Source organism: Ralstonia flaminis (genome assembly GCF_958415495.1).
GTDB lineage: Bacteria > Pseudomonadota > Gammaproteobacteria > Burkholderiales > Burkholderiaceae > Ralstonia > Ralstonia flaminis.
This window is the reverse complement of sequence record NZ_CATZLL010000011.1, coordinates 169,328-190,922: the sequence shown is the minus strand read 5'-3', so window position 1 is coordinate 190,922 and position 21,595 is coordinate 169,328. Positions and strand designations below refer to the sequence as shown.

At 65.0% G+C, this 21,595-nt stretch carries 22 protein-coding genes and 1 pseudogene; 4 read left to right on the top strand and 19 right to left on the bottom strand.

The genetic code is table 11. The features are described 5' to 3' along the window. Positions 1–4: 4 nt before the first annotated feature. Positions 5–1,235, top strand: a pseudogene (locus tag R2N11_RS17775) (CynX/NimT family MFS transporter). 18 nt (positions 1,236–1,253) lie between these two features. Here the strand turns inward: R2N11_RS17775 and R2N11_RS17770 are convergent. The 17 genes from R2N11_RS17770 to R2N11_RS17690 all read right to left on the bottom strand — a co-directional run bounded on the left by R2N11_RS17770 (position 1,254) and on the right by R2N11_RS17690 (position 17,126). After that, on the bottom strand, positions 1,254–1,799 hold the full coding sequence (locus R2N11_RS17770; protein ID WP_199032879.1) for an NADPH-dependent FMN reductase: 546 nt from the start codon (positions 1,797–1,799) through the stop codon (positions 1,254–1,256). Between the two features lie 54 nt (positions 1,800–1,853). Further along, complete coding sequence (locus tag R2N11_RS17765; RefSeq protein ID WP_316681836.1) at positions 1,854–3,251, bottom strand: amino acid permease; 1,398 nt, start codon at positions 3,249–3,251, stop codon at positions 1,854–1,856. An 84-nt stretch (positions 3,252–3,335) separates the two neighbouring features. Continuing rightward, complete coding sequence (gene kynU, locus R2N11_RS17760) at positions 3,336–4,574, bottom strand: kynureninase (protein WP_316681834.1); 1,239 nt, start codon at positions 4,572–4,574, stop codon at positions 3,336–3,338. Positions 4,575–4,614: 40 nt separating this feature from the next. After that, on the bottom strand, positions 4,615–5,631 hold the full coding sequence (locus R2N11_RS17755; protein WP_316681832.1) for an amidohydrolase family protein: 1,017 nt from the start codon (positions 5,629–5,631) through the stop codon (positions 4,615–4,617). Positions 5,632–5,668: 37 nt separating this feature from the next. Next, positions 5,669–6,193 carry a 3-hydroxyanthranilate 3,4-dioxygenase gene (locus tag R2N11_RS17750; RefSeq protein ID WP_316681831.1) on the bottom strand — a complete coding sequence of 175 codons (525 nt, stop codon included), beginning with the start codon at positions 6,191–6,193 and terminating at the stop codon, positions 5,669–5,671. A gap of 33 nt (positions 6,194–6,226) precedes the next feature. Continuing rightward, complete coding sequence (locus R2N11_RS17745) at positions 6,227–6,658, bottom strand: RidA family protein (protein ID WP_064807548.1); 432 nt, start codon at positions 6,656–6,658, stop codon at positions 6,227–6,229. 11 nt (positions 6,659–6,669) lie between these two features. Then, positions 6,670–7,434, bottom strand: a complete 765-nt coding sequence (locus R2N11_RS17740; protein ID WP_316681830.1) for a 2-keto-4-pentenoate hydratase — start codon at positions 7,432–7,434, stop codon at positions 6,670–6,672. Further along, entirely contained in the window at positions 7,431–8,474 is a 1,044-nt protein-coding gene (gene dmpG, locus R2N11_RS17735) for a 4-hydroxy-2-oxovalerate aldolase (RefSeq protein WP_316681829.1), read from the bottom strand. The genes R2N11_RS17740 and dmpG overlap by 4 nt, the downstream gene beginning before the upstream one ends. A gap of 13 nt (positions 8,475–8,487) precedes the next feature. Next, a complete protein-coding gene (locus R2N11_RS17730) occupies positions 8,488–9,429 on the bottom strand; it encodes an acetaldehyde dehydrogenase (acetylating) (protein ID WP_316681828.1) in 942 nt (313 codons plus the stop codon). After that, positions 9,426–10,247, bottom strand: a complete 822-nt coding sequence (locus tag R2N11_RS17725; protein ID WP_316681827.1) for a 2-keto-4-pentenoate hydratase — start codon at positions 10,245–10,247, stop codon at positions 9,426–9,428. Before R2N11_RS17725 ends, R2N11_RS17730 begins: the two co-directional genes overlap by 4 nt. Further along, positions 10,244–11,734 (bottom strand): 2-hydroxymuconic semialdehyde dehydrogenase, encoded by a 1,491-nt coding sequence (locus R2N11_RS17720; protein WP_316681826.1) that lies wholly within the window; start codon positions 11,732–11,734, stop codon positions 10,244–10,246. Before R2N11_RS17720 ends, R2N11_RS17725 begins: the two co-directional genes overlap by 4 nt. A gap of 133 nt (positions 11,735–11,867) precedes the next feature. Beyond that, positions 11,868–12,839 carry a LysR family transcriptional regulator gene (locus R2N11_RS17715; protein WP_316681825.1) on the bottom strand — a complete coding sequence of 324 codons (972 nt, stop codon included), beginning with the start codon at positions 12,837–12,839 and terminating at the stop codon, positions 11,868–11,870. A gap of 72 nt (positions 12,840–12,911) precedes the next feature. Then, positions 12,912–13,763 (bottom strand): ABC transporter ATP-binding protein, encoded by an 852-nt coding sequence (locus R2N11_RS17710; RefSeq protein ID WP_316681824.1) that lies wholly within the window; start codon positions 13,761–13,763, stop codon positions 12,912–12,914. Further along, complete coding sequence (locus tag R2N11_RS17705) at positions 13,763–14,506, bottom strand: ABC transporter permease (RefSeq protein WP_316681823.1); 744 nt, start codon at positions 14,504–14,506, stop codon at positions 13,763–13,765. The genes R2N11_RS17710 and R2N11_RS17705 overlap by 1 nt, the downstream gene beginning before the upstream one ends. After that, positions 14,503–15,093: a VOC family protein gene (locus R2N11_RS17700; protein ID WP_199032744.1), complete on the bottom strand. Its 591-nt coding sequence runs from the start codon at positions 15,091–15,093 to the stop codon at positions 14,503–14,505. The genes R2N11_RS17705 and R2N11_RS17700 overlap by 4 nt, the downstream gene beginning before the upstream one ends. A gap of 67 nt (positions 15,094–15,160) precedes the next feature. Continuing rightward, the gene (locus R2N11_RS17695; protein ID WP_316681822.1) at positions 15,161–16,162 is read right to left on the bottom strand and encodes an ABC transporter substrate-binding protein; all 1,002 of its coding nucleotides are present in this window, start codon (positions 16,160–16,162) and stop codon (positions 15,161–15,163) included. A gap of 43 nt (positions 16,163–16,205) precedes the next feature. Further along, on the bottom strand, positions 16,206–17,126 hold the full coding sequence (locus R2N11_RS17690; RefSeq protein WP_316681821.1) for a fumarylacetoacetate hydrolase family protein: 921 nt from the start codon (positions 17,124–17,126) through the stop codon (positions 16,206–16,208). A 247-nt stretch (positions 17,127–17,373) separates the two neighbouring features. Between R2N11_RS17690 and R2N11_RS17685 the strand changes: the two genes are divergently transcribed. Further along, positions 17,374–18,036, top strand: coding sequence for a GntR family transcriptional regulator (locus tag R2N11_RS17685; RefSeq protein ID WP_316681819.1), 663 nt, complete (start codon positions 17,374–17,376; stop codon positions 18,034–18,036). Positions 18,037–18,062: 26 nt separating this feature from the next. Here R2N11_RS17685 and R2N11_RS17680 read toward each other — a convergent pair whose 3' ends face one another. Together R2N11_RS17680 and R2N11_RS17675 are read right to left on the bottom strand one after the other, a co-directional pair. Continuing rightward, positions 18,063–18,986, bottom strand: a complete 924-nt coding sequence (locus R2N11_RS17680) for a dihydrodipicolinate synthase family protein (protein WP_316681817.1) — start codon at positions 18,984–18,986, stop codon at positions 18,063–18,065. A 57-nt stretch (positions 18,987–19,043) separates the two neighbouring features. After that, entirely contained in the window at positions 19,044–19,991 is a 948-nt protein-coding gene (locus R2N11_RS17675; protein ID WP_316681816.1) for an alpha/beta fold hydrolase, read from the bottom strand. 218 nt (positions 19,992–20,209) lie between these two features. Between R2N11_RS17675 and R2N11_RS17670 the strand changes: the two genes are divergently transcribed. Both R2N11_RS17670 and R2N11_RS17665 read left to right on the top strand, forming a co-directional pair. Then, the gene (locus R2N11_RS17670; RefSeq protein ID WP_199031547.1) at positions 20,210–20,620 is read left to right on the top strand and encodes a VOC family protein; all 411 of its coding nucleotides are present in this window, start codon (positions 20,210–20,212) and stop codon (positions 20,618–20,620) included. After that, positions 20,617–21,561: a 2-hydroxyacid dehydrogenase gene (locus R2N11_RS17665; RefSeq protein ID WP_316681815.1), complete on the top strand. Its 945-nt coding sequence runs from the start codon at positions 20,617–20,619 to the stop codon at positions 21,559–21,561. The genes R2N11_RS17670 and R2N11_RS17665 overlap by 4 nt, the downstream gene beginning before the upstream one ends. The last annotated feature ends 34 nt before the right edge of the window (positions 21,562–21,595 follow it).

The following is a 21,595-nucleotide window of genomic DNA, read 5'->3' as shown; positions in this document are numbered from 1 at the left end:
TGTCATGTCCCAATCACCGCCCCCAACACAATCTGCTGCCCCCACCCATCATGCCGCCGAACGACGTTCGGCCAGCGCGCTAATCCTGCTCGTGGTTGGGCTGGTGCTGGTGGGCGTGAACCTGCGGCCGGCGCTGTCCAGCCTGTCACCCGTGCTCAAGCAAGTGGCCGCTGGCACGGGGTTGTCCGGCGCCACGGCGGGCTTGCTGACGACGTTGCCGGTACTGTGCCTGGGCCTCTTTGCGCCGGCTGCCGCCATTCTGGCCCGGCGCTTTGGTGCAGAGCGCGCCGTGGGTGGCTTGCTGATTGCGCTGGCGGCGGGCATTGCCTTGCGCAGCGCGGGCGGCGTCGCACCGCTCTTCATCGGTACGCTGGCGGCCGGTGCCTGCATTGGCGTGACGGGCATCCTGCTGCCGGGTATCGTCAAGCGTGACTTCGGCCGGCACGCTGATCTGATGACCGGCGTCTATACGATGGCACTGTGCTTTGGCGCGGCGGTGGCGGCCGGCGCCAGCGCTCCGCTTTCCGCATGGTTGGGTGGGTGGCAACCCGCGTTAGCCTTCTGGGCCTTGCCGGCGTTGCTGGCCTTTGTCGGCTGGTGGCCGCACATGCGGCATGCGCACGGCAAGGGGTCGGCAGCGCGGCTCGACCGCGTGTCGTTATGGAACAAGCCGATCGCCTGGCAGGTGACGCTGTACATGGGCCTGCAATCATCGCTGGCGTATTGCGTGTTCGGCTGGCTGCCGGTGATCCTGCAGGACCGAGGGCTGTCTGCCGTGCAATCAGGCGTGGTGGCGGCGGTGTCGATTCTCGTGCAGCTCATCACCGCGCTGGGCGGGCCATTCGTGGCGCGGCTCGGGCGGGATCAACGTCCTGCCGTGCTGCTGATGATGCTGATGTGCTGGGCCGGCCTGCTCGGCTGCCTGTACGCGCCGCTGTCGACGCTGTGGTGGTGGGCGGTGCTGCTGGGGCTGGGCCAGGGCGGCAACTTCAGCGTGGCGCTGTCGCTGATCGTGCTGCGCATCGGCCGATGCGCGTGTGGCGGCCAGCCTGTCGGCCATGACGCAGGGCATCGGCTACACCATGGCCGCCGCAGGACCGTACCTGATGGGCGTGCTGCACGACCTGACCGGCGGCTGGGCCGTGGTCGGCTGGCTGTTCAGCGCCGTAGCACTGGCGTCCATCGTGATGGGATCGCTCGCCGGGCGCAACCGTACGCTGCACGCCGGCGAGTGAGTCACGGGGTGGCGTCGTTCACGCCTTGTGCTTCACCGTCCAATTGGCAAGCGCCTGCATCTGTTCGGTAATCAGGCCAGCGATGCGCTCGTCCGTCAGATCGCCCTCGGCGTTAAAGCCGCCGGCAAAGGCGTTCGCAAACACTTCCGGCTTGTTCAACGGATGCAGGTCCAGGTACACGCACACCTGACGCAGGTGGTATTGCGCACGCGACGTGCCCATGCCGCCGCCCGCACCCAGAATCGCCACCGGCTTACCGGCCAGCAGTGCGTTGTTCGGTTCGCGCGAAGCCCAGTCGAGGATGTTCTTCAGTGCCGGTGCCAGCGAGTAGTTGTATTCGGGGCAGGCCAGCACCAGCGCATCGGCGCGCTCCAACTGCTGGAACACGCGCAGCACTGACGCCGGCTTGTCCGTAATGTCTGCGTTGTAGAACGGAATATCACGCAGGTCCGCCAGTTCCATTTCAACGCCGTCAGGCAGGCGGGTGGACGCCGCACGCAGCAGCCCCTGGTTGGTGGATTTGCGGCGCAGGCTGCCGGCAATGCCGAGAAAGGTCAGCGACATGAAGAACGACTCCGTCAATGTTGGGATTGGCGAGAATAGCGGACATTCGCGCGATCAAGAAGAGGTGACAGCCTGGGCAGCATGCGCCTGCTTGCGGTACCAGACGCCATACACCACCGACAGTGCGATCATGAACGGCACGCCGCACAGCAGGGTCATGCGGAACTCCGCCGTGAAGTAGGTGGTGACCAGCGCGGCCGCCATGAGTGCAGCCCCCAACAACGACGTGGCCGGGAACCCCCACATGCGAAACGCCAGCACCTGACCGCGGTGCGCCCGGCGGAAGAACATATGCGTGACGAAGATCATCAGCCACGTGAACATCGCGCCGAACATCGACACCGACATCATCAGCAGGAAAGCACTCTCCGGGTACAGCGCGTTGAGCACGGTCGCCACGGCAATACCCACTGCCGAGAGCAGCAGCGCCCCGGTGGGCACGCCGCTCGCATTCAGGCGGCCCAGCGCCTTGGGCGCATAGCCGGCGCGTGACAGGCTGAACATCATGCGCGTGGTGATGTAGAGCTGACTGTTCATGGCCGACAGCGCCGCCACCAGGATTACAAAGTTGAACACACCGGCGGCGCCCGGCACCGATGTGGCGGCCATCACCTTCACAAAGGGGCTTTCGTTGGCGCCGGCCGCCGTCCACGGCACGATGGCCAGCATCAGCGCGAGCGTCAGCAGATAGAAGACCACCAGCCGGATCATCGTCGCGCGGAAGGCGCTCGTGATGGCCTTGTGCGGGTCACGCGCCTCGCCCGCGGCGACGGCAATCATCTCGATGCTCAGGTAGCTGAAGATCGAGACGATCACCGCCACCCATGTGCCCCATGCGCCCTTTGGGAAGAAACCGCCCTGCACCTGGTAGTTCGCCAGGCCAATGCCCGAGCCGGCCGGCGCGCTGAACACGACGTACGCCCCCAGCAGGATGAAGCCCACGATGGCCGCAATCTTGAGCATCGAGAACACGTATTCAACCGCGCCGAACACCTTCACGCTGACCACGTTCACGCCGATGAGCGCCGCCGAGAACCCGACAATCCAGTACCAGCCCGGCACCGCTGGAAGCCAGTACTTCATGTACACGGCAATGGCCGTGACCTCGGCGCCCACCGCAAGCACGATGGACGACCAGTACGCATAGCGCACCAGGAACCCGGCCCACGGCCCGATGTAGTGCTCCGCATACGCGCCGAACGAGCCGGACGTGGGATGCGCCACCGTCATCTCGGCCAGGCAGCCCATCAGCAGCAGGGCGATCAGCGCACCGATCGCATAGCTCACCAGTACGCTGGGCCCCGCAAAGCCGATGGCGAAACCGCTGCCCAGGAACAGGCCCGTCCCGATCGCACCGCCAATGGCAATCATCGAAAGCTGTGCAGTGGAAAGGCCGCGCTGCAAGCCCTTCTCCCGTTCGACGATCGTGTCGAATCCGTGTTGTTGCCTCACGGCATGTCTCCTTGCCGCAGCCGGCACCGTGTGGGTGCGGCCGCTTGTTCGTAGTTGGATTGCCGACCTGCCTGGCGCTGGGGCTCAGGTTACGGACTTGCGCGTGCGGAATTCCGGGGTGTTCCAAGCGCCGGTCGCAATGATGTCCTTGAGCGCGGCGATGGTGTCCCAGATGTCGACGTAACGGACGTAGAGCGGTGCGAACCCGAAGCGCAGGATGTCGGGCGCGCGGAAGTCGCCGATCACGTTGCGGGCGATCAGCGCCTGCATGATCGCGTAGCCCTCTTCGTGCGTCAGCGAGACTTGGCTGCCGCGCTGATCCGCATCGCGCGGCGAGGCCAGCCCGCATCCGAGCCCGGCGAGCTCCTGATCGGCGAGCGCGATGAACAGGTTGCCCAGCGCGACACTCTTCTCGCGCAGCGTGTTGAGGTCCACACCGTCAAAGGCGTCGAGCGCGCTCTCCAGCGCGATCACGCCGAGCTGCGGCGCGGTGCCCGTCAGCATGCGGTCGATGGCCGGATGCGGCGCATAGTCGTGCGTGAACTCGAATGGCTTGGCGTGGCCGTGCCAGCCCGTCAGCGGTTGACGGATGGCCGCCAGGTGGCGCGAAGCAACAAAAACGAAGGCCGGTGCGCCCGGGCCCCCGTTCAGGTACTTATAGCCGCAGCCCACGGCGAAATCGGCTTCGCACGCGTTCAGCTGCACGGGCATGGCACCGGCCGTGTGGCACAAGTCCCAGACGATCAGCGCCCCAGCTTCGTGCGCGCGACGGGTCACGGCTTCCATGTCGTAACGTTTGCCGGTCTTGTAGTTCACGTGCGTGAGCGACACGATGGCGACGGTCTCGTCGATGGCAGCCAGCACATCGTCCGGATCGACACAGCGCAGTTCGCAGCCAGTCATCTCGGCCGCGCTGCCGGCGATGTACACGTCAGTCGGGAAGTTCGTGCGCTCGGCCAGGATCACACGGCGGCCCGGCTGCATGCGGGTGGCGGCCACCAGCACCTTGAACAGGTTCACCGAGGTGGAGTCGGCAACGATCACCTCGCCCTGCCCTGCGCCGATCAGCTTGGCGATCTTGTCGCCGGTGCGCTGCGGTGCGGGGTACCAATCGGCGTCGTTCCACGAGCGGATCAGGCCGTGCGCCCACTCCTGCTCCAGCGCCTGCTTCATGCGTGCAGGCACGTTGGCGGGCATGGCGCCCAGCGAGTTGCCGTCGAGGTAAATCGTGTCCGCAGGCAGGTTGAAGCGTGCGCGGCAATGGGCCAGGGTGTCGGCCGCGTCCAGCGCGGCGCAGGCGTCCCGAGTGATCGTCGAAGTCATGGTGTGTTGCTGTGTGTTGAAGGGTTCGTGATGCTGCCGTTCACGTTCTGGCGGCATCGGGAAGATCAAAGAAGCGCGCGGCGTTGCCACCCAGGATCTTGGCCTTGGCGGTGTCGCTCAGCGCCGTGTGGTTGGCAACGAGATCACCGATCTTCTGTTCGCCCAGCGGGAATGGGTAATCGGAGCCAAGCAGGACGCGGTCTTCGCCCATGGTGTCAACCAGCAGGCTCAAGGCCCGCGGGTCGAACACGGCGCTGTCCACGTAGAAGCGATCGAGGTACGAGTTGGGCGGGTTCGGGCAGTCCTCGCGCACGATGTCGCGCTGCTCCCAGGCGTTCTGCACGCGGCCCAGCAGGAACGCAAAGCTGCCGCCGCCGTGCGCAAAGCACAGCTTGAGCGACTTGGGAATCCGCTCGAACGCGCCAGAGAGAATCAATGAGACCATGCTCAGCTGCGTCTCGGCCGGCATGGCCACCAGCCACGGCAGCATCCATTTCTTCATGCGCCCGTCGGTCATCATGTCCCACGGATGCACGAGCACGGGAATGCCGTCGTTGGCACAGTGCGTGAGGAAGGTGACGAGGTGCGCGTCGTCCAGATCGCGCGGGCCGAGGTGGTTACCGATCTGCACGCCGTGGTGGCCAGAACGATGCGCGCGGGTGGCCTCCCGGCATGCCAGGTCGATGTCCTGCAACGGCACCTGGGCCAACGCCTTCAGACGCTGGGGTGCATGCGCGCAGAGTTCAAGCGCGCGATCGTTCATGCGCATGGCCCAGTCGTGCGCGGCAGCGCCGTCGTAGCCATAGCCGAACATCACCGGTGTGGCGCAAACGAGCTGCACATCCACGCCAAGGGCGTCCATCTCTTCGATGCGCTTGGCCGGGTCCCACAGGGCACGGTAGACGGGGCGAAAGGCGCGATCGCCGGCCATGATCATGCCGCGCTCGCCGTCGGCGTCGATACGCAGCCACGGCGCTTTCTCTGCATCGAGGTTCGCTGCCTCTTCCCGCGTGATGGGCGGGAAGAAGTGCGAGTGCATGTCGATTCGAAGTGTCATCTTCAATTGCAATTGCTTGTGAGGGAACGCCGAAGCGTCAGGCCGCCTTGCCCGGGTGGATGTGGCCGCACTGCGGGCAGCGGCGTTTGTCTTCCGATGCGTAGAACGCTTCGAACAGCGGCGGCAGGTCGCGCACGATGCTCTTGAGTTGCACCTCGACGCGGTGGACGAGATGGCCGCAGGCATCGCAGTACCACTCGAAACCGTCGAGCAGCCCCACAGGGCGCTGGCGCTCGATCACCAGGCAGACACTGCCCGCTTCGGGGCGCTGCGGCGAGTGCCGCACGTGCGGCGGCAGCAGGAAGACATCGCCCTCCTTCAGGTCCACACGATCCGGCTTGCCGTCGATCCACAGGTTCAGGTACGCATTGCCGCGCAGCTGGTAAAAAAACTCTTCGAGCGGGTCGTCGTGGTAGTCGGTGCGGTGGTTCGGCCCACCCACCACGGTCACGATGAAATCGCTGTCCTGCCACACTTGCTGGTTGCCGACCGGCGGCTTGAGCAGGTGCGCGTGTTCATCGATCCAGCGTTGGAAGTTGAACGGGTTTCCGTAGGTCAACATGTCTCGCTCCTTGGGGGCCTAGCGTCGTTTTCGTTATCGCTTCGGCGCGTAGGCAATCGCCTTCATCTCGATCACCAGGTGCGGATGCGGCAATTGGTGCACCGCCACCGTCGTGCGCGTCGGGCCGGTCTCATCAAAGTACTCGCCATACACCGCGTTGTAACCAGCGAAGTCGTTCATGTTGACCAGGAACGACGTGATCTCGACCAGGTTCGACAGGTCTGCGCCTTCGCTGCGCAGGATGTCGCGGATGTTCTCGATCACCACACGGGTCTGTTCGCGGATGTCGAGCTGGGTCGTGCCCAGCGCATCGGCTGACGCACCGGCAATGGTGTTGTCCGGACGGCGCGAGCTGGTGCCCGAGACGAACAGGAAATCACCCGCACGCGTGATGTGCGGAAAGCGGCCGCGCGGTTTGGCCTTGCCGGCCACGAGGCGTCCTTGCGGATTGGTTTCAGTGGTCATGTCGATGACGCTCAGTAGGTAGTGAATTCCGTGGTGCCAAGTCCGTTGACGACACACTGCACGTGCGCACCGCGCGGCAATGCCTCGGCCGCGGTAGCCGCACCGGCCATGATCAGTGAGCCCGCGGGCAGCACCAGCCCGCTCTGCGAGATCAGCCGCGACGCCTGCACAACCGAGCGCAGCGGATCGCCCAGGATGGCCGCCGTGGAGCCCACCTGCACGGCGCGCCCATCGATGCGCATCAGCACACCCGCATTGCGCAGCGAGTCAAAGCGGCGCGTCCACGGCCCGATAACGAGACCGGCTGACGAGCAGTTGTCGGCCACCACGTCTTCCAGCGTGAACTTGAAGTTGCGGTAGCGCGAATCGATGATCTCCATGGCGGGCGCCACGGCTTCCAGATAGCTCGCGGCTTCCAGCAGCGTGAGCGGGCGATCGATCTCGCGACGGGTCAGGAAGCACACTTCGGGCTCGACGCGCGGATGAATGAAACGGTCGACCAATACGCGCCCGCCGTCCTCTTCGAGCATTGCGTCGGTCAGCCAGCCCCAGATCAGGCTGTCGACGCCCATCTGCACCATCTTGGCCCGGCTGGTGAAACCCAGCTTGACGCCGACCATGCTTTCCCCGCGATGGATGCGGCGCTCGATCGAGGCACGTTGGATTTCGTAGGCTTCGTCCAGCGAGAAGCCGGCATCGTCGGTCAGCTGGGCAATCGGTTCCGCATATCGCGCAGCATCGTCCACGCGTGCGGCAATGGCATTGAGATCGGTCATGCAGCCTCCTGGCTGGCCGGCTGACGCGCCTTCAGCATGTCGAGCGCGACATCGACGATCATGTCTTCCTGCCCACCCACCATGCGCCGGCGCCCAAGCTCAACCATGATGTCGAACGCGGACAGGCCGTACTTGGCCGCTGCCGCTTCCGTATGGCGCAGGAAGCTGGAGTAGACGCCGGCATACCCCAGCGCCAGCGTTTCGCGGTCCACGCGCACCGGGCGCTCCTGCAGCGGGCGCACGATGTCTTCAGCGGCGTCGATCAGTTGCTTCACATTGCAGCCGTGGTTCAGCCCCATGCGGTCCACGGCAGCGATGAACACCTCCAGCGGTGCGTTGCCGGCCCCTGCACCCATGCCCGTCAGCGAAGCATCAACGCGATCACAGCCGTGCTCCAGCGCGACGATCGAGTTCGCCACACCCAGCGAGAGGTTGTGATGTGCGTGCATGCCCGTTTGCGTGGCGGGGTCGAGCACGCCCTTCAGTGCATCGAAGCGCTCGGCCACGTCGCGCATGCTCAGGGCGCCGCCGGAATCGACCACGTACACGCACTGCGCGCCGTAGCTTTCCATCAACTTCGCCTGCTCGCCCAGCGCCTGCGGCGTGGTCATGTGCGACATCATCAGGAAGCCCACCGTGTCCATGCCCAGCGAGCGGGCGTATTCGATGTGCTGCCTGGAGATGTCCGCCTCCGTGCAATGCGTGGCGATGCGCACGACGCGGGCGCCGGCATCGTAGGCCGCGCGCAGGTCGTGCACGGTGCCGATGCCGGGCAGCAGCAGCGTCGCTACACGGGCCCGCTTGACGGTACCGGCAACGGCGGCAATCCATTCCAGATCGGTATGCGCGCCAAAACCGTAGTTAAAGCTCGAACCCGACAGCCCGTCGCCGTGCGCAACTTCAATGCTGTCGACACCCGCATCATCCAGCGCGCGGGCAATGGCAACCGCGTGCTCCAGCGAGTACTGATGGCGGATCGCGTGCATGCCGTCACGCAGCGTCACGTCCGAGACGTAGATCTTCTTGGTGTTGTTGGTCATGGCCGATCTCTCTTCAGGCGACCGCGCGGCTTGCCGCGATCTGCTCGGCGGCGGCCAGCGCTGCCGAGGTCATGATGTCCAGGTTGCCTGCGTACGACGGCAGGTAGTGCGCGGCGCCCTCCACTTCCAGGAAGACGCTCACCTTCAGCCCCGCGCGACGGTCGTTCGCGTGCAGCGCGAGCGGACTGTCCGCGGTGTAGCGGTCAAACTGCACCGCTTGCTTGAGGCGGTAGCCCGGCACGTAGCTGGCAACGGCGGCCACCATGGCTTCGACCGAGTCTTCGATAGCGGTCGTATCGGCGTCCGCATCGGTCAGGCAGTAGACGGTGTCGCGCATCATCAGCGGCGGCTCGGCCGGGTTCAGCACGATGATGGCCTTGCCGCGTGCAGCGCCACCCACCATCTCGATGGCCTTGGAGGTGGTCTCCGTGAACTCATCGATGTTGGCGCGGGTGCCCGGCCCAGCGGAACGGCTGGCGATCGAGGCGACGATCTCTGCGTAGTACACGGGTGCCACGCGCGAAACCGCATGCACGATGGGAATCGTCGCCTGGCCGCCGCACGTGACCATGTTCACGTTGGGCGCTTCCAGATGCTCGAACAGGTTCACCACCGGCACGACGAAGGGGCCGATGGCGGCCGGCGTCAGGTCGATCACCTGCACGCCATGCTGGCGCAGCACCTCTGCATGGTGTGCGTGCGCGCCTGCGGAGGTGGCATCGAATGCGATACGGATGTCACCGAAATTGGGCATCTCGACCAGCCCTTGAATGCCCTTGGCCGTGGTGGGCACACCCAGCCGCGCGGCGCGTGCCAGCCCGTCGGAGCTGGGGTCGATGCCGACCATCGCGCCCATCTCCAGATGCAGGGCGTTACGCAGCACCTTGATCATCAGATCGGTGCCGATGTTGCCGGAGCCGATGATGGCGACGGCTTGCTTGTGGTTGCCCTTCATTGTGCGGAATCCGGTTGGGTGGAGAAACAGGCGCTCACGCTGCCGAGGCCTTCGATATGCGCGGTAAAGACATCGCCCGACGCCACGCCGACCATCGGCCCGAGCGCGCCGGTCAACACGATGTCGCCGGCCTTGAGTGGCGCGTTCACGCGGGTCATGGTGTTGGCCAGCCACAGCGCAGCATGCAGCGGGTTGCCCAGGCACGCCGCCCCGGCGCCTACGCTCACCTGATCGCCACGACGCTCCATCACCATGCCGCACTGGATCGCATCGAACGCGTCGAGCTTGACCGGCCGGTTGCCCAGCACGAACAGGCCGCTGGACGCGTTGTCGGCCACCGTGTCAGTCAGGCGGATGTCCCAGTTGGCGATGCGGCTGCCGACGATCTCGATGGCGGGAAGCGCATAGGCGGTGGCGCGAATCAGGTCGGCAATGGTGTGGCGCTCGTGCGGCAAGTCGTGTTCCAGCACGAGTGCGATCTCGGCTTCCACCTTCGGCTGCAGCGTGCGCGACAGGGCAATCTCTTCGCCGTCGGCAATCGCCATGTCGTCAAATAGCATGCCGAAGTCTGGCTGATCGACGCCCAGTTGCGCCTGCACTGCCTTCGAGGTCAGGCCGATCTTGCGGCCCACTAGGCGGCGGCCGCTGGCCAGCTTGCGCTCCGTGTTGACGCGCTGCACGGCATACGCCGCTTCCAGCGGATCACCACCGAGTGCCGCAATCGCTTCACGCACCGGCGCACGCGGTGCACGCTCCTGCTCGGCCTGCCACAGTTGATGCGCCAACGCGATGGCCGCGTTCATATCGATAGCGCTCATGCAACCCTCACGCAGACGTTGGTCAGTTCGGAATAGAAGTCCAGCGAGTGGCGGCCACCTTCGCGGCCGATGCCGGACAGCTTGGCGCCGCCGAACGGCGTGCGCAGGTCGCGCACAAACCAGGCGTTGATCCACACGATGCCCGTCTCGATCTGTTTGGCAACGCGGTGGCCGCGCGCGAGCTGGGTCGTCCAGATACTGGCGGCCAGGCCGTACGCGCTATCGTTCACGCGGTGGATCACTTCATCCTCGGTATCAAACGGAGCGATGTGGCACACCGGACCAAAGATCTCCTCGGTCACGCAGCGCGCGGTATCCGGCAGGCCTGTCCAGATGGTCGGCTGCACAAAGGCGCCTTCGTCGCGTGCATCGCCAAACTGGGGCACACCGCCACCCGTGACGACCGTCGCCCCTTCTTCCACCGCCAGGCGGAAATACGACAACACCTTCTCGCGATGGCCGCGCGAGATCAGCGGGCCCATGGTCGTGGCCGGATCGTCCGGCGCACCGACGCACAGCATTTCGGTACGGGCCTTCAGGGCCGCGACGAAGCGATCGAAGATCGGCCGTTCGACATACACGCGTTCGCTGCACAGGCACACCTGCCCGGCGTTGGTGAAGCTGGATTTAACGACGCCTTCCACCGCCGCATCGAAATCCGCATCGGCAAACACCACCGCCGCATTCTTGCCGCCCAGTTCGAACGAGATCTCCTTCACGCCGTCGGCCACGGTTTTCATGATCGTGCTGCCGGTGCGCGATTCGCCCGTGAAGGTGATGGCGCTGATATCCGGATGGCGCGTAAGGAACTCCCCAGCCGCATTCGGCCCGTGGCCGTGGATCAGGTTGAACACACCCGGCGGCAGGCCCACGTCGTGCATCACCTCGGCCAGCAGCGTGGCCGAAGCCGGTGTCTCTTCTGAAGGCTTGGCGACCACGCAGTTGCCCATGGCCAGCGCCGGCGCCACCTTCCACGTGAAAAGCAGCAGCGGCAGGTTCCACGGCGAGATGATGCCGATCACGCCCAGCGGCTTGCGGCGCACGTAGTTGATGTACTCGCTGCCGTCCGGCGTGTGCGTCTCGAAGAATTCGCTGTTCGCCGTGCGGATCAGGTCGGCAAACGTGCGGAAGTTGGCGATGCCGCGCGCCACGTCCAACGTCCGGGCCTGCGTGAGGGGGCGGCCGGTATCGGCCACTTCGGCGGCGACGAATTCGTCAAACCGCGCCTGGATGCCGTCGGCAATGCGGTGCAGCCAGTCGGCGCGCTGGGCTGGTGTCGTGTCACGCCAGCCTGCGAGTTGTGCGGCACGTGCGGCACGCACGGCCTGGTCAACGGCAGCCGCATCGGCCTCGCACACCTGGGCGACCAGCGTGCCGTCGACTGGGCTGACATCGGCAAACGTGGTGGCGCTCGCCACGAATTCACCGTTGATGTAGTGCCGTAAAAGCCGCGGTGCACGCGCGGCGTCAGCCGGTTCCTGGTTCACAACGTCTCCTGCTCTTGTTGAAGTGTTGGCAGGAGTCTAGGGACGCGCGGCAGAGAAGAACAATGAAACATTCGGCGCTAAGTATCCCAAACCGGAATACCAGCGCAAGCCTTGCCCAGCTTGGGTTTTCTGGCTACGCGGTGGTATCGGGCGCGGTGGCTTGTGCGGCTTCTCGCAGGCATTCGATAAATACCCGGCACGCCGCGCTCTGCTCCTTGTGCGAACGCAGCGAGAACCCGACGGTGCCGAATGCGGCTGTTTCCGGCAGATCAAGAATGCGCAACAGGCCGGCATCGGTAAATTGCCGGGCGGCCACGCGCGGCATCAGCGCAATGCGGGGAGTCTCCAACAGCAGGCCGATGTTGGTCAGCAGCGAGAGCGACTCGACAATATCGGTCGGCAACGGCAACCCGGCCGAGCGGAACAGATGCTCCGCCGCCAGGCGCGCGGGCGAATCCGGCGTCGGCAAAATCCATGGCGAGCCGGCCAGCTCCGACAGATGCGCCACACGTTCGGGCAACGGGCCATAGCCCTTGCCCACCACCGCGCACAGCGATTCATCAAACAGCACTTCGTGCGTGAGCGGAAACGCGCTGGCGATCGGCAGCTCCCGTTCGGGTAAACGGCCGACCACGATATCCAGGTCGCCCGTCGCCAGGGCCGGGAACAGATGGGCAGTGGTGCCCTCACGCACGGTGACGAGCACATTGGGCGTGCGCGCCTTGAGCATGGCGATGGCGCGCGGCAACAACCGTGCCGATGCCGAGATCAATGTGCCGACAATCACATGCCCGCTGGTGCCGAGCCGGAAGTCGTTCAGCTCGTCGGTCATGTAGCGCAACTCGGCCATGAGCGACTTCACGCGCCGGCCCAGCATCAGGCCCAGTTCCGTCGGCACCACGCCCCGGTTGGACCGTGAGAACAGCGCGCCGTCAAAGCACGACTCCAGCTCGTGGATGACCTTGGTCACCGCGGGCTGGGTCAAGCGCATCTCGTTGGCGGCACGGACGACCGAGCGCGTTTCCAGCACGCGCTCGAAAATCATCAATTGATTCAGTTTCAGCCGGCGGATCAGGGAGATCTCGCTGAGCGGATTGGCTTGCATGTCAGTTTGCTTTGAGGGCGGGCGATGCACGATCGTAGCAGCCGCCCGCCCCGAGCAGAACCCACAATCCGGTCAGAACACCCCCATCATGCTGGACAACTCCGACACGTACTCCGCGTAGCGCGGGTCGCGCTTGATCTCGTCCGGCTGCCGGGGGCGCGGCAGGTCGATCTTCACGTCATGCTGCACGCGGCCCGGTCGTGGCGACATGACCAGTACCCGATCCGACAGGAACACCGCCTCGTGGATGCTGTGTGTGACCAGCAGCACCGTCAGCGTGCTCTGCTGCCAGATGCGCAGCAGCTCGACGTTGAGCTTGTCGCGCGTCAGGGCATCGAGCGCGCCGAAGGGCTCGTCCATCAGCATCACGCGTGGCTCCAGCAGCAGGATCTGGCCGATGGCGGCGCGCTGGCGCATGCCGCCCGACAACTCGTGCGGGTAGCGATCCACAAACTGCGTGAGGCCGAGCGTTTCCAGGAGGCCCGGCAGGCGCGCCTCGGTCTTCACGCTCGGCAGGTTGCGCAGCTTGGCGCCCAGCCGGATGTTGTCGCCCACCGTGAGCCACGGCAGCATGTTGCTGGTCTGGAACACCACCCCGATCTCGGGGACCGGCGCGTTGATCGACCGGCCATCGACACGGATTTCGCCCGCATCACACGGCACGAGCCCCGACACCATGCGCAGCAGCGTGCTCTTGCCGCAGCCGCTCGGCCCCAGAATGGAGACGAACTCACGTTGCCGCACCTGCATGGAGACGTCTTCGAGGGCATTGAACGCCGCGGCACCCCCACGCGCGGCAAAGCGCTTGCCGACGTTGTCGACATCGATCATCACGCTCGACGCCATGCTCTGCGGCGCAGGGTTGGCAGCGGCGAGCACTGCGGTTTCGCGCGGCACCACGCGCGACAGATTGACGATTGCCATCAGACCGTGACTCCTCTCCACCAGACAGCACGCGAGACCCAATCGACGGCGGCGTAGAACACCATGGCCAGCGCCGTCACCATCAGGATGGCCGCAAAGCACAGCGGCGTTTGCGCGTTCGACGTTGCGAACACGATCAGATGCCCAAGCCCCGATTCCGAGCCGATGAACTCACCCACGATCGCGCCGATCACCGCAAGCGGCATGGCAATTTTCAGGCCATCCATGAGCGCAGGCATCGCAGCAGGAAGACGCAGGTGCCAGAACGTGCGTGAGGCCGATGCACCCAGCGCGCGAAAGTGCTCATCCAGGTTCTGCGGCACGCCTGCCAAACCACCCATGGTGGCGACGACGATCGGGAAGAAAGCAAACAGCACCGCAGCCGCCAGCTTGGAGGCAAAGCCGTAGCCGAACCAGACGATCAACAGCGGCGCCAGCGCGATCTTCGGCATGCTCTGCAGAGCCGTCACTAGCGGGAACAGCGTGCGACGGGCGATGGCGGAGGTGCTGGCCAGCAGCCCCAGCGCCAGCCCGCTCACCAGCGCCAGCATGAAGCCGGCAAAGACCTCCCCTGCGGTGGTGACGGTATCGCTCAGCAACTGAGCCCGCATTTCCCAGCCGGCAGCGAACACGGACGACAGCGACGGCCATACGTATTCCGGTACATGCGTCCATCGCACGCCGAGTTCCCACGCCAGCCCGACGACGATCCAGAACGCGACGGTTTCAAGCACGCGCTTCATGACTTGTCTCCGGGCTTCTCTTTGTCGGCGGGCTCTGCCTTGGGTGCCGCTCCACCGGACTTCTGCGCAACAAGGTGCGGCGGCGGCGGCACAACAAAGCGCTCGAAGCGGTATTGGTCGAACGACTCGATATTGCGCTCCCACACCTGCGCTTCACGCGGGTCGCGCTCGCCAATCTGCTCCATGTTGCAGTAGACCTCGACGTTGTTGCCATCCGGGTCCTTGAAGACGAGGAAGTAGTTGTCGCCCGGTCCATGGCGCCCGATGCCGCGCACGATCTCCACGCCGTGTTCCTGTAGCACCTTGACCGATCGCTCCATCTCTTCAACGCTGTCGATCAGGTAGGAGAAGTGCTCCAGCCCTGGGCGCGAATAGCGCGGCAGGTCGTTGAAGTCGGGCGAATCTTTCGGCAGTTGGGACAGCGCCAGGTCATGGTGGTCGGTGCCGGCACGCAGGAAGACCATCTGGTCGCCAATCCAGTCCGACACCTTCAGCCCCAGGACTTCGGTGTAGAACTTGGCCGAGCGCTGGATGTCCCGCACCATCAAAACCATGTGTCCAAGCCGCTTGGGACGCAAGCTGTTCATTTGTCTCACTCCAATGTACCCATACGTGGTGGGCGGGTTGGGCCGTAGCCCCAAATTCATTGCACGCTCATTCAACGAAGCGGTTCGTGTACAGGTCGGCAGGCTTGACCTTGCCGCCCAGATCAAACGCACGCGACAGGAAATCAACCGTCCCATTGATGCGTTCTGGGCGCAGCCAGCCGATCTTGTGCTTGTCCGGCTCGTCCGAGATCAGGTTGTTGGTTTCCGCAATCTGCTGCTGCAGGATGGCCCGATCGAGCAGCGGCTGCTGCGCAACAATTGCATCTGCAGCGGCCTTGGGCTGGTCACGCATGAAGGCGTAGCCGCGGTACGTGGCCTCGACAAAACGCTTGACGACATCCGGATGCTCCGCGATGTAGCGGTCGGTGGTGACGATGCCGCTACCCATCATGTCGAGGCCGAAATCACGGTAGAACACCTTGCCCAGCTTCTGACCAGCGCGCTGTGCAAATGCCTGCTGCACCGGCAGGCTGGCGCCCTCCCAGCATTCGGACAGGTCGATGCGCTTTTGCAGCAGCGCGGTGTTGATTACCGCCGGGTCCAGCCGCACCAGCTTGATGGCGTCGGGCGCCATGCCGTTCTGCTTGAGCCACGCCGGCACGATGTTCTGCACCGCAGACGCACCACCCCCGCCCAACGTCATGCCTGCCAGGTCCTTGAGCGAGGTCACCTTGAAGCCGGGCCGCTCCACGTAGCACATGGCCCCCGGCCAGCGCGTGTTGATCGCGCCCACCATCACCGTGTGGCCGCCGTGGGCACGGTTCAGAGCCACGCTCACCGGGTCACCGTAGCCGAACTCGAAGAGCCCGGCATCGACCTCGTTGACCGTACGCTGGCCGCCGTAGCCGCGCATGACCGTCACGTCCAGGCCGGCCTCTTTGTAGTAGCCCTTGGCCTGAGCGAGCAGGATGCCGCCCGTGCTGCCTTGCGGCAGCCACGCCAGATTGACGCGTACGGTGTCAGCCGCATGCGCAGCCGACGCCAGCCCTGCCCCCAGCCCCGCCGCGAACACCAGTCCGCGCAACAAGGCACTCATCCGCTCCAGCATGTCTTCTCCCGTCAAGATGTGGTCTGGCCGGACCACACGTGTGTCACCCCTGCACCAGCGGATTCTCGATCGAGCCGATGCCCTCGATGGACGCCACCATCACGTCGCCCGGCTTCAGGTAGATGCCCCGGCCCATGCCGACCCCCGTCGGCGTGCCCGTCGCAATCACGTCGCCCGGCTGCAGCGTCAGGATCGACGACAGATAGTGAATCTGCTCGGCCACGCTGAAGATCATCTCCGACGTGTTGCCGTCCTGCATGGTCTCGCCGTTCACCGTCAGCATCATGCGCAGGTTCTGCGGCTCGGCAATGCACGCACGGGGCACCAACCACGGCCCCAGAGGCCCGAAGGTATCGAAACTCTTGCCACGAAACCAGTCGTGTTTGAACGGATAGTCCGTCCTGCGGTTAAGGTCACGCGCGCTCACATCATTCAGCACGGTGTAGCCGGCCACATAGTCCAACGCGTCTTCAATGGCGATATGGCGGCCCGGCTTGCCAATCACCACGGCCAGCTCCACCTCCCAGTCCACGCGCTCCGCTTGCGGCGGGATGCGCACTTCGGCCAGCGTCGGCACCACGCTGGTCTCGGCCTTCATGAACATGTAGGGCGTGCTTTCCTCACGCGGGGCCAGTTCGGTGCCCATCTCGCGGGCGTGCTCGTAGTAGTTGGAGGCCGCGGCAAAGATGCGGCGGGGCGTGAACGGCACGCGCAGCCGGTAGCCGGTGAGCGGCTTGGCGTCGATGGAGCCGTCAGCAACGGCTCGCGCCGCGGCCTCGAACTGCTGCACGGCGGCCGCACCGTCCTGGTCCCACCCCCGGACCAGGGCGTCGACATCCACCGGTGCCGCATCGCCCGTCGCCTGCTTCAGCACGGTCTGCGCATCGTAGAGCGCGTCGCCCACGCTCAAACCCGCCGCCACGCGGCCATTCAATTCATAGCTTGCAATCCCGAACCTGATCACTTGTGTCCCCACTGTCGTGATGAGTGAATTTGTTTTGTATACATATACTAATCTATGTATTCAACAAGTAACTAGCGTATACTCCCATTCCAGAAAAACCGGCGGCCCGTGGGCTCTCCCAAGGCAAGCCGGACCTACCGAAATCGCGTGCGACGCATCGCATCGGGTTGCCCTGGGGGGCGGCTGGCGCATAATGCGACGCACGTCTGTGTAGACCGCCGTTGCGCCCAACCCCACCGCTGACACGATGACGACGCTCTCTTCCAAAATCTATCGACTGCTGTGCGACGAGATCATCGACGGCACGCTTGAGCCGGGCCAGAAGCTCGAAGAAGCAGCGCTGGCCGAGCGCTTCAACGCCTCGCGCACGCCCATCCGCGAGGCCCTGCGCGAGTTGGCCGTCCGTGGGCTGGTCGAGCTCACGCCGCGCAAGGGCGTGGTGGTGGCGCAGTTCAGCATCGAAGAGTTGGCCGACATGCTCGAAGCCATGTGCGAGCTCGAAGCCCTGTGCTGCCGCCTGAGCGCGCAGCGCATGAGCGTGGTCGAGAAGAAGCAGCTCGAAGTACTCCAGAGCGACATGAACGAAGCCATCGCGCGTGGCGATGAAGTCGGTTACTTCGAACTCAACCGCGAGTTTCACGAGCTGATCTGCAAGGGCGCGCAGAGCAAATCGCTGGCGTCGATCATTGCGGTGCAACGCCAGCGCCTGGCGGGCTTCCGCGCCGCGCAACCAGCAACGCCGTCGCGCTTTGAGGCCGCCACCGACGAGCACCGCGAGATCGTCTCCGCCATCCTCGCTGCCGATCCGGAGCGCGCCTACAACGCAATGCGCGACCACACGGCGCGCCTGTCGATCGTCGTGCTGGGCCGCCTGAAGAAGCAACAACAAGGCAACCGCGCCAGCGCCTGAGGCGCCATCCGAGCAGAACAACGCGCTCATGCCGCTACCTGCTGAACCGGCGGCATCGAGAACCCCAATGCATCGAGCTGTGCCAGCAGTGCATTCGCCTGCTCTGCGCTGAATGCCGTCAAGGGCGGCCGCACGCGGCTCCAGCCGGCGTGCTGCATGTGATGCGCAACCACGGCCTTGAGCGCCGGAATCATCGGCAACGCCTGCACGATCGTGCGCAACGCCGTCACCTTTGCTTCCCAGACTGCGCGGTCATCAGCCGTTGTGGCTGCCAGCAGGCTGGCAATCGCATGCGGCTGCAAGTTGGCCGTGGCCGAGATGCAGCCCGCCGCGCCCAACGGCAGCGCCTTGCCCAGCAACGCCTCGGATGCCGGAAACACGGCAAACCCCGGAAAGCGCTTGAGCATTGCCTCGGTGTTCGCCCAATCGCCTGAGCTGTCCTTGATGCCGACCACCGTGTTCGGGTAAGCCGTAATCAACCGCTCGATCAGCGCGTGCGAAATCGGCACGCCCGTGAACTGCGGGATGTGATACAGCAGCACGCGCAGCGCATCCGACCCCACAGCCTGGATGACCTCGGAGTAGTACGCGAACAGCCCGTCGTCGCTCACGCCCTGGTAGTAGAACGGCGGCAACATGAGCACGCCCGCACAACGGCCGGCCACGGCGTGCCGGGTCAGTTCGATCGCTTCGGTCAGGGCGCAAGCGCCGGTGCCGGGCAGCAGTTGCGTGCGGTCAATATCGGAGGCCAACACGGCATCCAATAGGGCACGGCGCTCGGCTAGGCTCATTGAATTCGCCTCGCTGTTGGTGCCGAACACAGCCAGGCCCGCGCCCTGTCCGATCAACCAGCGACAGAACGCGACAAAGCGCGGCGTATCGACGCTCAGGTCAGAACGGAATGGCGTGACGACGGGCACGAACACGCGCGGCTTGCCAAATGCGGACATGCGGATCTCCTGTTTTCTTTTGCTTGCTGGATGAACGATGAGCAGAACGGCAAGCCGTCAGGCGCGGAAGAAATCGAGCATCGCGTTGCCAAGCAGCGTCTCACCGGAATCGAAGTGCGCGACCACCGAGGTGTGGTTGTGCCGGAGCATCTGCACGAAGCGCGGCGCCCGCGCTGGGCGCCCGGTGCGCTGACGTACCTGGGCCACCCGCTCGAAGAACGCCGCGCCATAGGCGTCGAGATACGGGTTCTCGTGCTCGGCCACGACCACCATCAGCGGTACGTCGATGTGCCCTGCGTACGTGAGTGGTGAGCGCAGCGCATACAGCGAAGCGTCATCCCCGAAATACGCGCGCACACCGGCGGCGTTCGGGTTGTCAGGCAGGACGTCGGCAACCACGCGCGCGCTGATCAGTACCGCGCCCGCCACCGGTGTGCTGCGCTGTGCGGCCAATGCCGGATCGGCGAGATACGTGGCGACATGCGCGCCGCCCGCCGAATGACCCACCAAGAAGATCCGCTGCGGATTGCCGCCGAGTGCGACGGCATGCGTGCGCACCCAATCGAGCGCGGCAGCCACGTCTTCCGCCCCAGCGGGATATGGCGCTTCCGGAGCCAGCCGGTACTCCACGTTGACGGCCACGCACCCTTGCCGCGCAAACCAGCGCGACACGTTGTCGTAGATCAGCCCGTTGAAACTCTTGCTGCCGCGCAGGAACGCGCCGCCGTGCACGAACACCACCACATCGGCCTGTCCGGCCTCGCGTGTTGCGGTGTGGACGAACACATCCAGACGCTGGCGTTCGTGCGGCCCATAGGCCACGTCACGCAGGACTTCACACCCGTCGGCTGCGTCATTGGCCGCGGCCGCCACCAGCGGGGTGTACGCGTTGATCACCAGATCGCGATGCGCATTGATATCGCGCCCCCAGACGGCACCGATCTGCGCAAAGCGTTGCCTCAGCTCGGCGGAAAGATTGCCGAGCGGTTCCTGCAAAACCAGCATCTACAGCCTCCTGCATAGCGCCCGAAAACAAGGTCCGAGAAGAAGCGCACCGGCTCCAACTCCATCAGGCGACGACTGGAAGCTATTTTGGTATATAAATTCACTCATGTGTATACACAATGCATAAGTAGTATACCTAGTGAAGACTTCGGGGAACTTGCGTCAAAGTCGTGACCACCTTCCATCACGGCACATGCCGCCACGCTTCGAGGACATTCATGGACAAACTCCGCCACATCGCGCTTTCAGTTGAAGACCCGGAAGCCGCCGCCCAATTCTTTGAGAAAGCCTTCGGCATGCGCCGCGCAGGCAACGCCATGCGTGGCATCTATATGACGGACGGCACGATGAACGTCGCGCTGCTCAACTTCAAGGACGAGACCGTGCCTGGCTACGCGGGCCTGAAGGACGTGCGCGGCGTGATCCACTTCGGCATGTGGGTCGACAACGTTGAGGAGACCGCCGCGCGCGTCGTCGCGGCAGGCGGTACCTACCTGACCGGGCGCCACGAAAAAGACCCGAACGTGTTCTACGAGGTGAAGTACCGCATGCCCGACGGCACGGTCTTCGACATTACGGAGAACGGCTGGAAAGGCGCAGTGAAAGAAGTCGCGCCCACGCAGTCATGAGCACCTTGGCACCGCCCGCGGTGCTCGCGCTGATTGCGCTGCCGGAATCGACGCTCCAAGCGCTGCGCAAACAGTACACGCTGCACCACTACTCCGACGGTATGCCGCACGATGTGCCGGACGCCACCACGATCCGCGCGGTTGTAACCAACGGCTCGACGGGGCTGTCCGATGCGCAGATGGCCCAACTGCCTGCGCTGGAGGTCGTCTGTGCGTTTGGTGCAGGCTATGAGAACGTCGACGTGGCTGCAGCAGCGCGGCGCGGCATTGTCGTGACGCATGCGCCGGGCACCAATGCCGACACCGTTGCCGACCATGCATTCGGCATGCTGCTGGCGCTGGCGCGTGGTTATGCACCGCTCACTGCCGCCGTGCAGCAAGGCCGGTGGCAGCAGTCACGCCAAGCCAGGCCGACGTTGACGGGCGCCGCGCTCGGTATCGTCGGCATGGGCCGCATCGGGCGGCTGATTGCTGCTCGCGCGCAAGGTTTTGCGATGACGATCGGGTACCACGGCCGGCGCGCGCAGAACGATGCACCGGGCCACTACTACGCCAGTGCAGAAGCGCTGGCTGCCGCGAGCGATTTCCTGGTCGTCGCGTGCAACGGTGGCCCGGAAACGCGTCATCTGATCGATCGCCCGGTCCTGCAGGCACTTGGTCCGTCGGGCTACGTCGTCAACGTGTCGCGTGGCTCGGTGTTGGATACCAACGCGCTGCTCGATGCGCTGGATGCCGGGGAAATTGCCGGCGCCGGGCTCGACGTTATCGAGAACGAGCCCGATGTGCCGGCCGCACTGTTCCATCACCGCGATGTCCTGGTCACGCCGCACATGGCTGGCCGCTCACCGGCATCGTGGCTGGCGCAGCGGGATGTGCTGCTCGCCAGCCTGTCGCAGCACTTCTCACGCGCTCGCGTGGAACTCGCCATCCCCGCTGTCTGAAACCCGCCGGCGCGGCCAGCGCAGGTTGTGCCGC

Bases quoted from the DNA above. Each gene is read 5' to 3' on its own strand.
- R2N11_RS17770 (WP_199032879.1), bottom strand. From the start codon at position 1,799: ATGTCGCTGACCTTTCTCGGCATTGCCGGCAGCCTGCGCCGCAAATCC.
- kynU (WP_316681834.1), bottom strand. From the start codon at position 4,574: ATGACTTCGACGATCACTCGGGACGCCTGCGCCGCGCTGGACGCGGCC.
- R2N11_RS17755 (WP_316681832.1), bottom strand. From the start codon at position 5,631: ATGACACTTCGAATCGACATGCACTCGCACTTCTTCCCGCCCATCACG.
- R2N11_RS17750 (WP_316681831.1), bottom strand. From the start codon at position 6,193: ATGTTGACCTACGGAAACCCGTTCAACTTCCAACGCTGGATCGATGAA.
- R2N11_RS17745 (WP_064807548.1), bottom strand. From the start codon at position 6,658: ATGACCACTGAAACCAATCCGCAAGGACGCCTCGTGGCCGGCAAGGCC.
- R2N11_RS17740 (WP_316681830.1), bottom strand. From the start codon at position 7,434: ATGACCGATCTCAATGCCATTGCCGCACGCGTGGACGATGCTGCGCGA.
- dmpG (WP_316681829.1), bottom strand. From the start codon at position 8,474: ATGACCAACAACACCAAGAAGATCTACGTCTCGGACGTGACGCTGCGT.
- R2N11_RS17730 (WP_316681828.1), bottom strand. From the start codon at position 9,429: ATGAAGGGCAACCACAAGCAAGCCGTCGCCATCATCGGCTCCGGCAAC.
- R2N11_RS17725 (WP_316681827.1), bottom strand. From the start codon at position 10,247: ATGAGCGCTATCGATATGAACGCGGCCATCGCGTTGGCGCATCAACTG.
- R2N11_RS17715 (WP_316681825.1), bottom strand. From the start codon at position 12,839: ATGCAAGCCAATCCGCTCAGCGAGATCTCCCTGATCCGCCGGCTGAAA.
- R2N11_RS17710 (WP_316681824.1), bottom strand. From the start codon at position 13,763: ATGGCAATCGTCAATCTGTCGCGCGTGGTGCCGCGCGAAACCGCAGTG.
- R2N11_RS17705 (WP_316681823.1), bottom strand. From the start codon at position 14,506: ATGAAGCGCGTGCTTGAAACCGTCGCGTTCTGGATCGTCGTCGGGCTG.
- R2N11_RS17700 (WP_199032744.1), bottom strand. From the start codon at position 15,093: ATGAACAGCTTGCGTCCCAAGCGGCTTGGACACATGGTTTTGATGGTG.
- R2N11_RS17695 (WP_316681822.1), bottom strand. From the start codon at position 16,162: ATGCTGGAGCGGATGAGTGCCTTGTTGCGCGGACTGGTGTTCGCGGCG.
- R2N11_RS17685 (WP_316681819.1), top strand. From the start codon at position 17,374: ATGACGACGCTCTCTTCCAAAATCTATCGACTGCTGTGCGACGAGATC.
- R2N11_RS17680 (WP_316681817.1), bottom strand. From the start codon at position 18,986: ATGTCCGCATTTGGCAAGCCGCGCGTGTTCGTGCCCGTCGTCACGCCA.
- R2N11_RS17675 (WP_316681816.1), bottom strand. From the start codon at position 19,991: ATGCTGGTTTTGCAGGAACCGCTCGGCAATCTTTCCGCCGAGCTGAGG.
- R2N11_RS17670 (WP_199031547.1), top strand. From the start codon at position 20,210: ATGGACAAACTCCGCCACATCGCGCTTTCAGTTGAAGACCCGGAAGCC.
- R2N11_RS17665 (WP_316681815.1), top strand. From the start codon at position 20,617: ATGAGCACCTTGGCACCGCCCGCGGTGCTCGCGCTGATTGCGCTGCCG.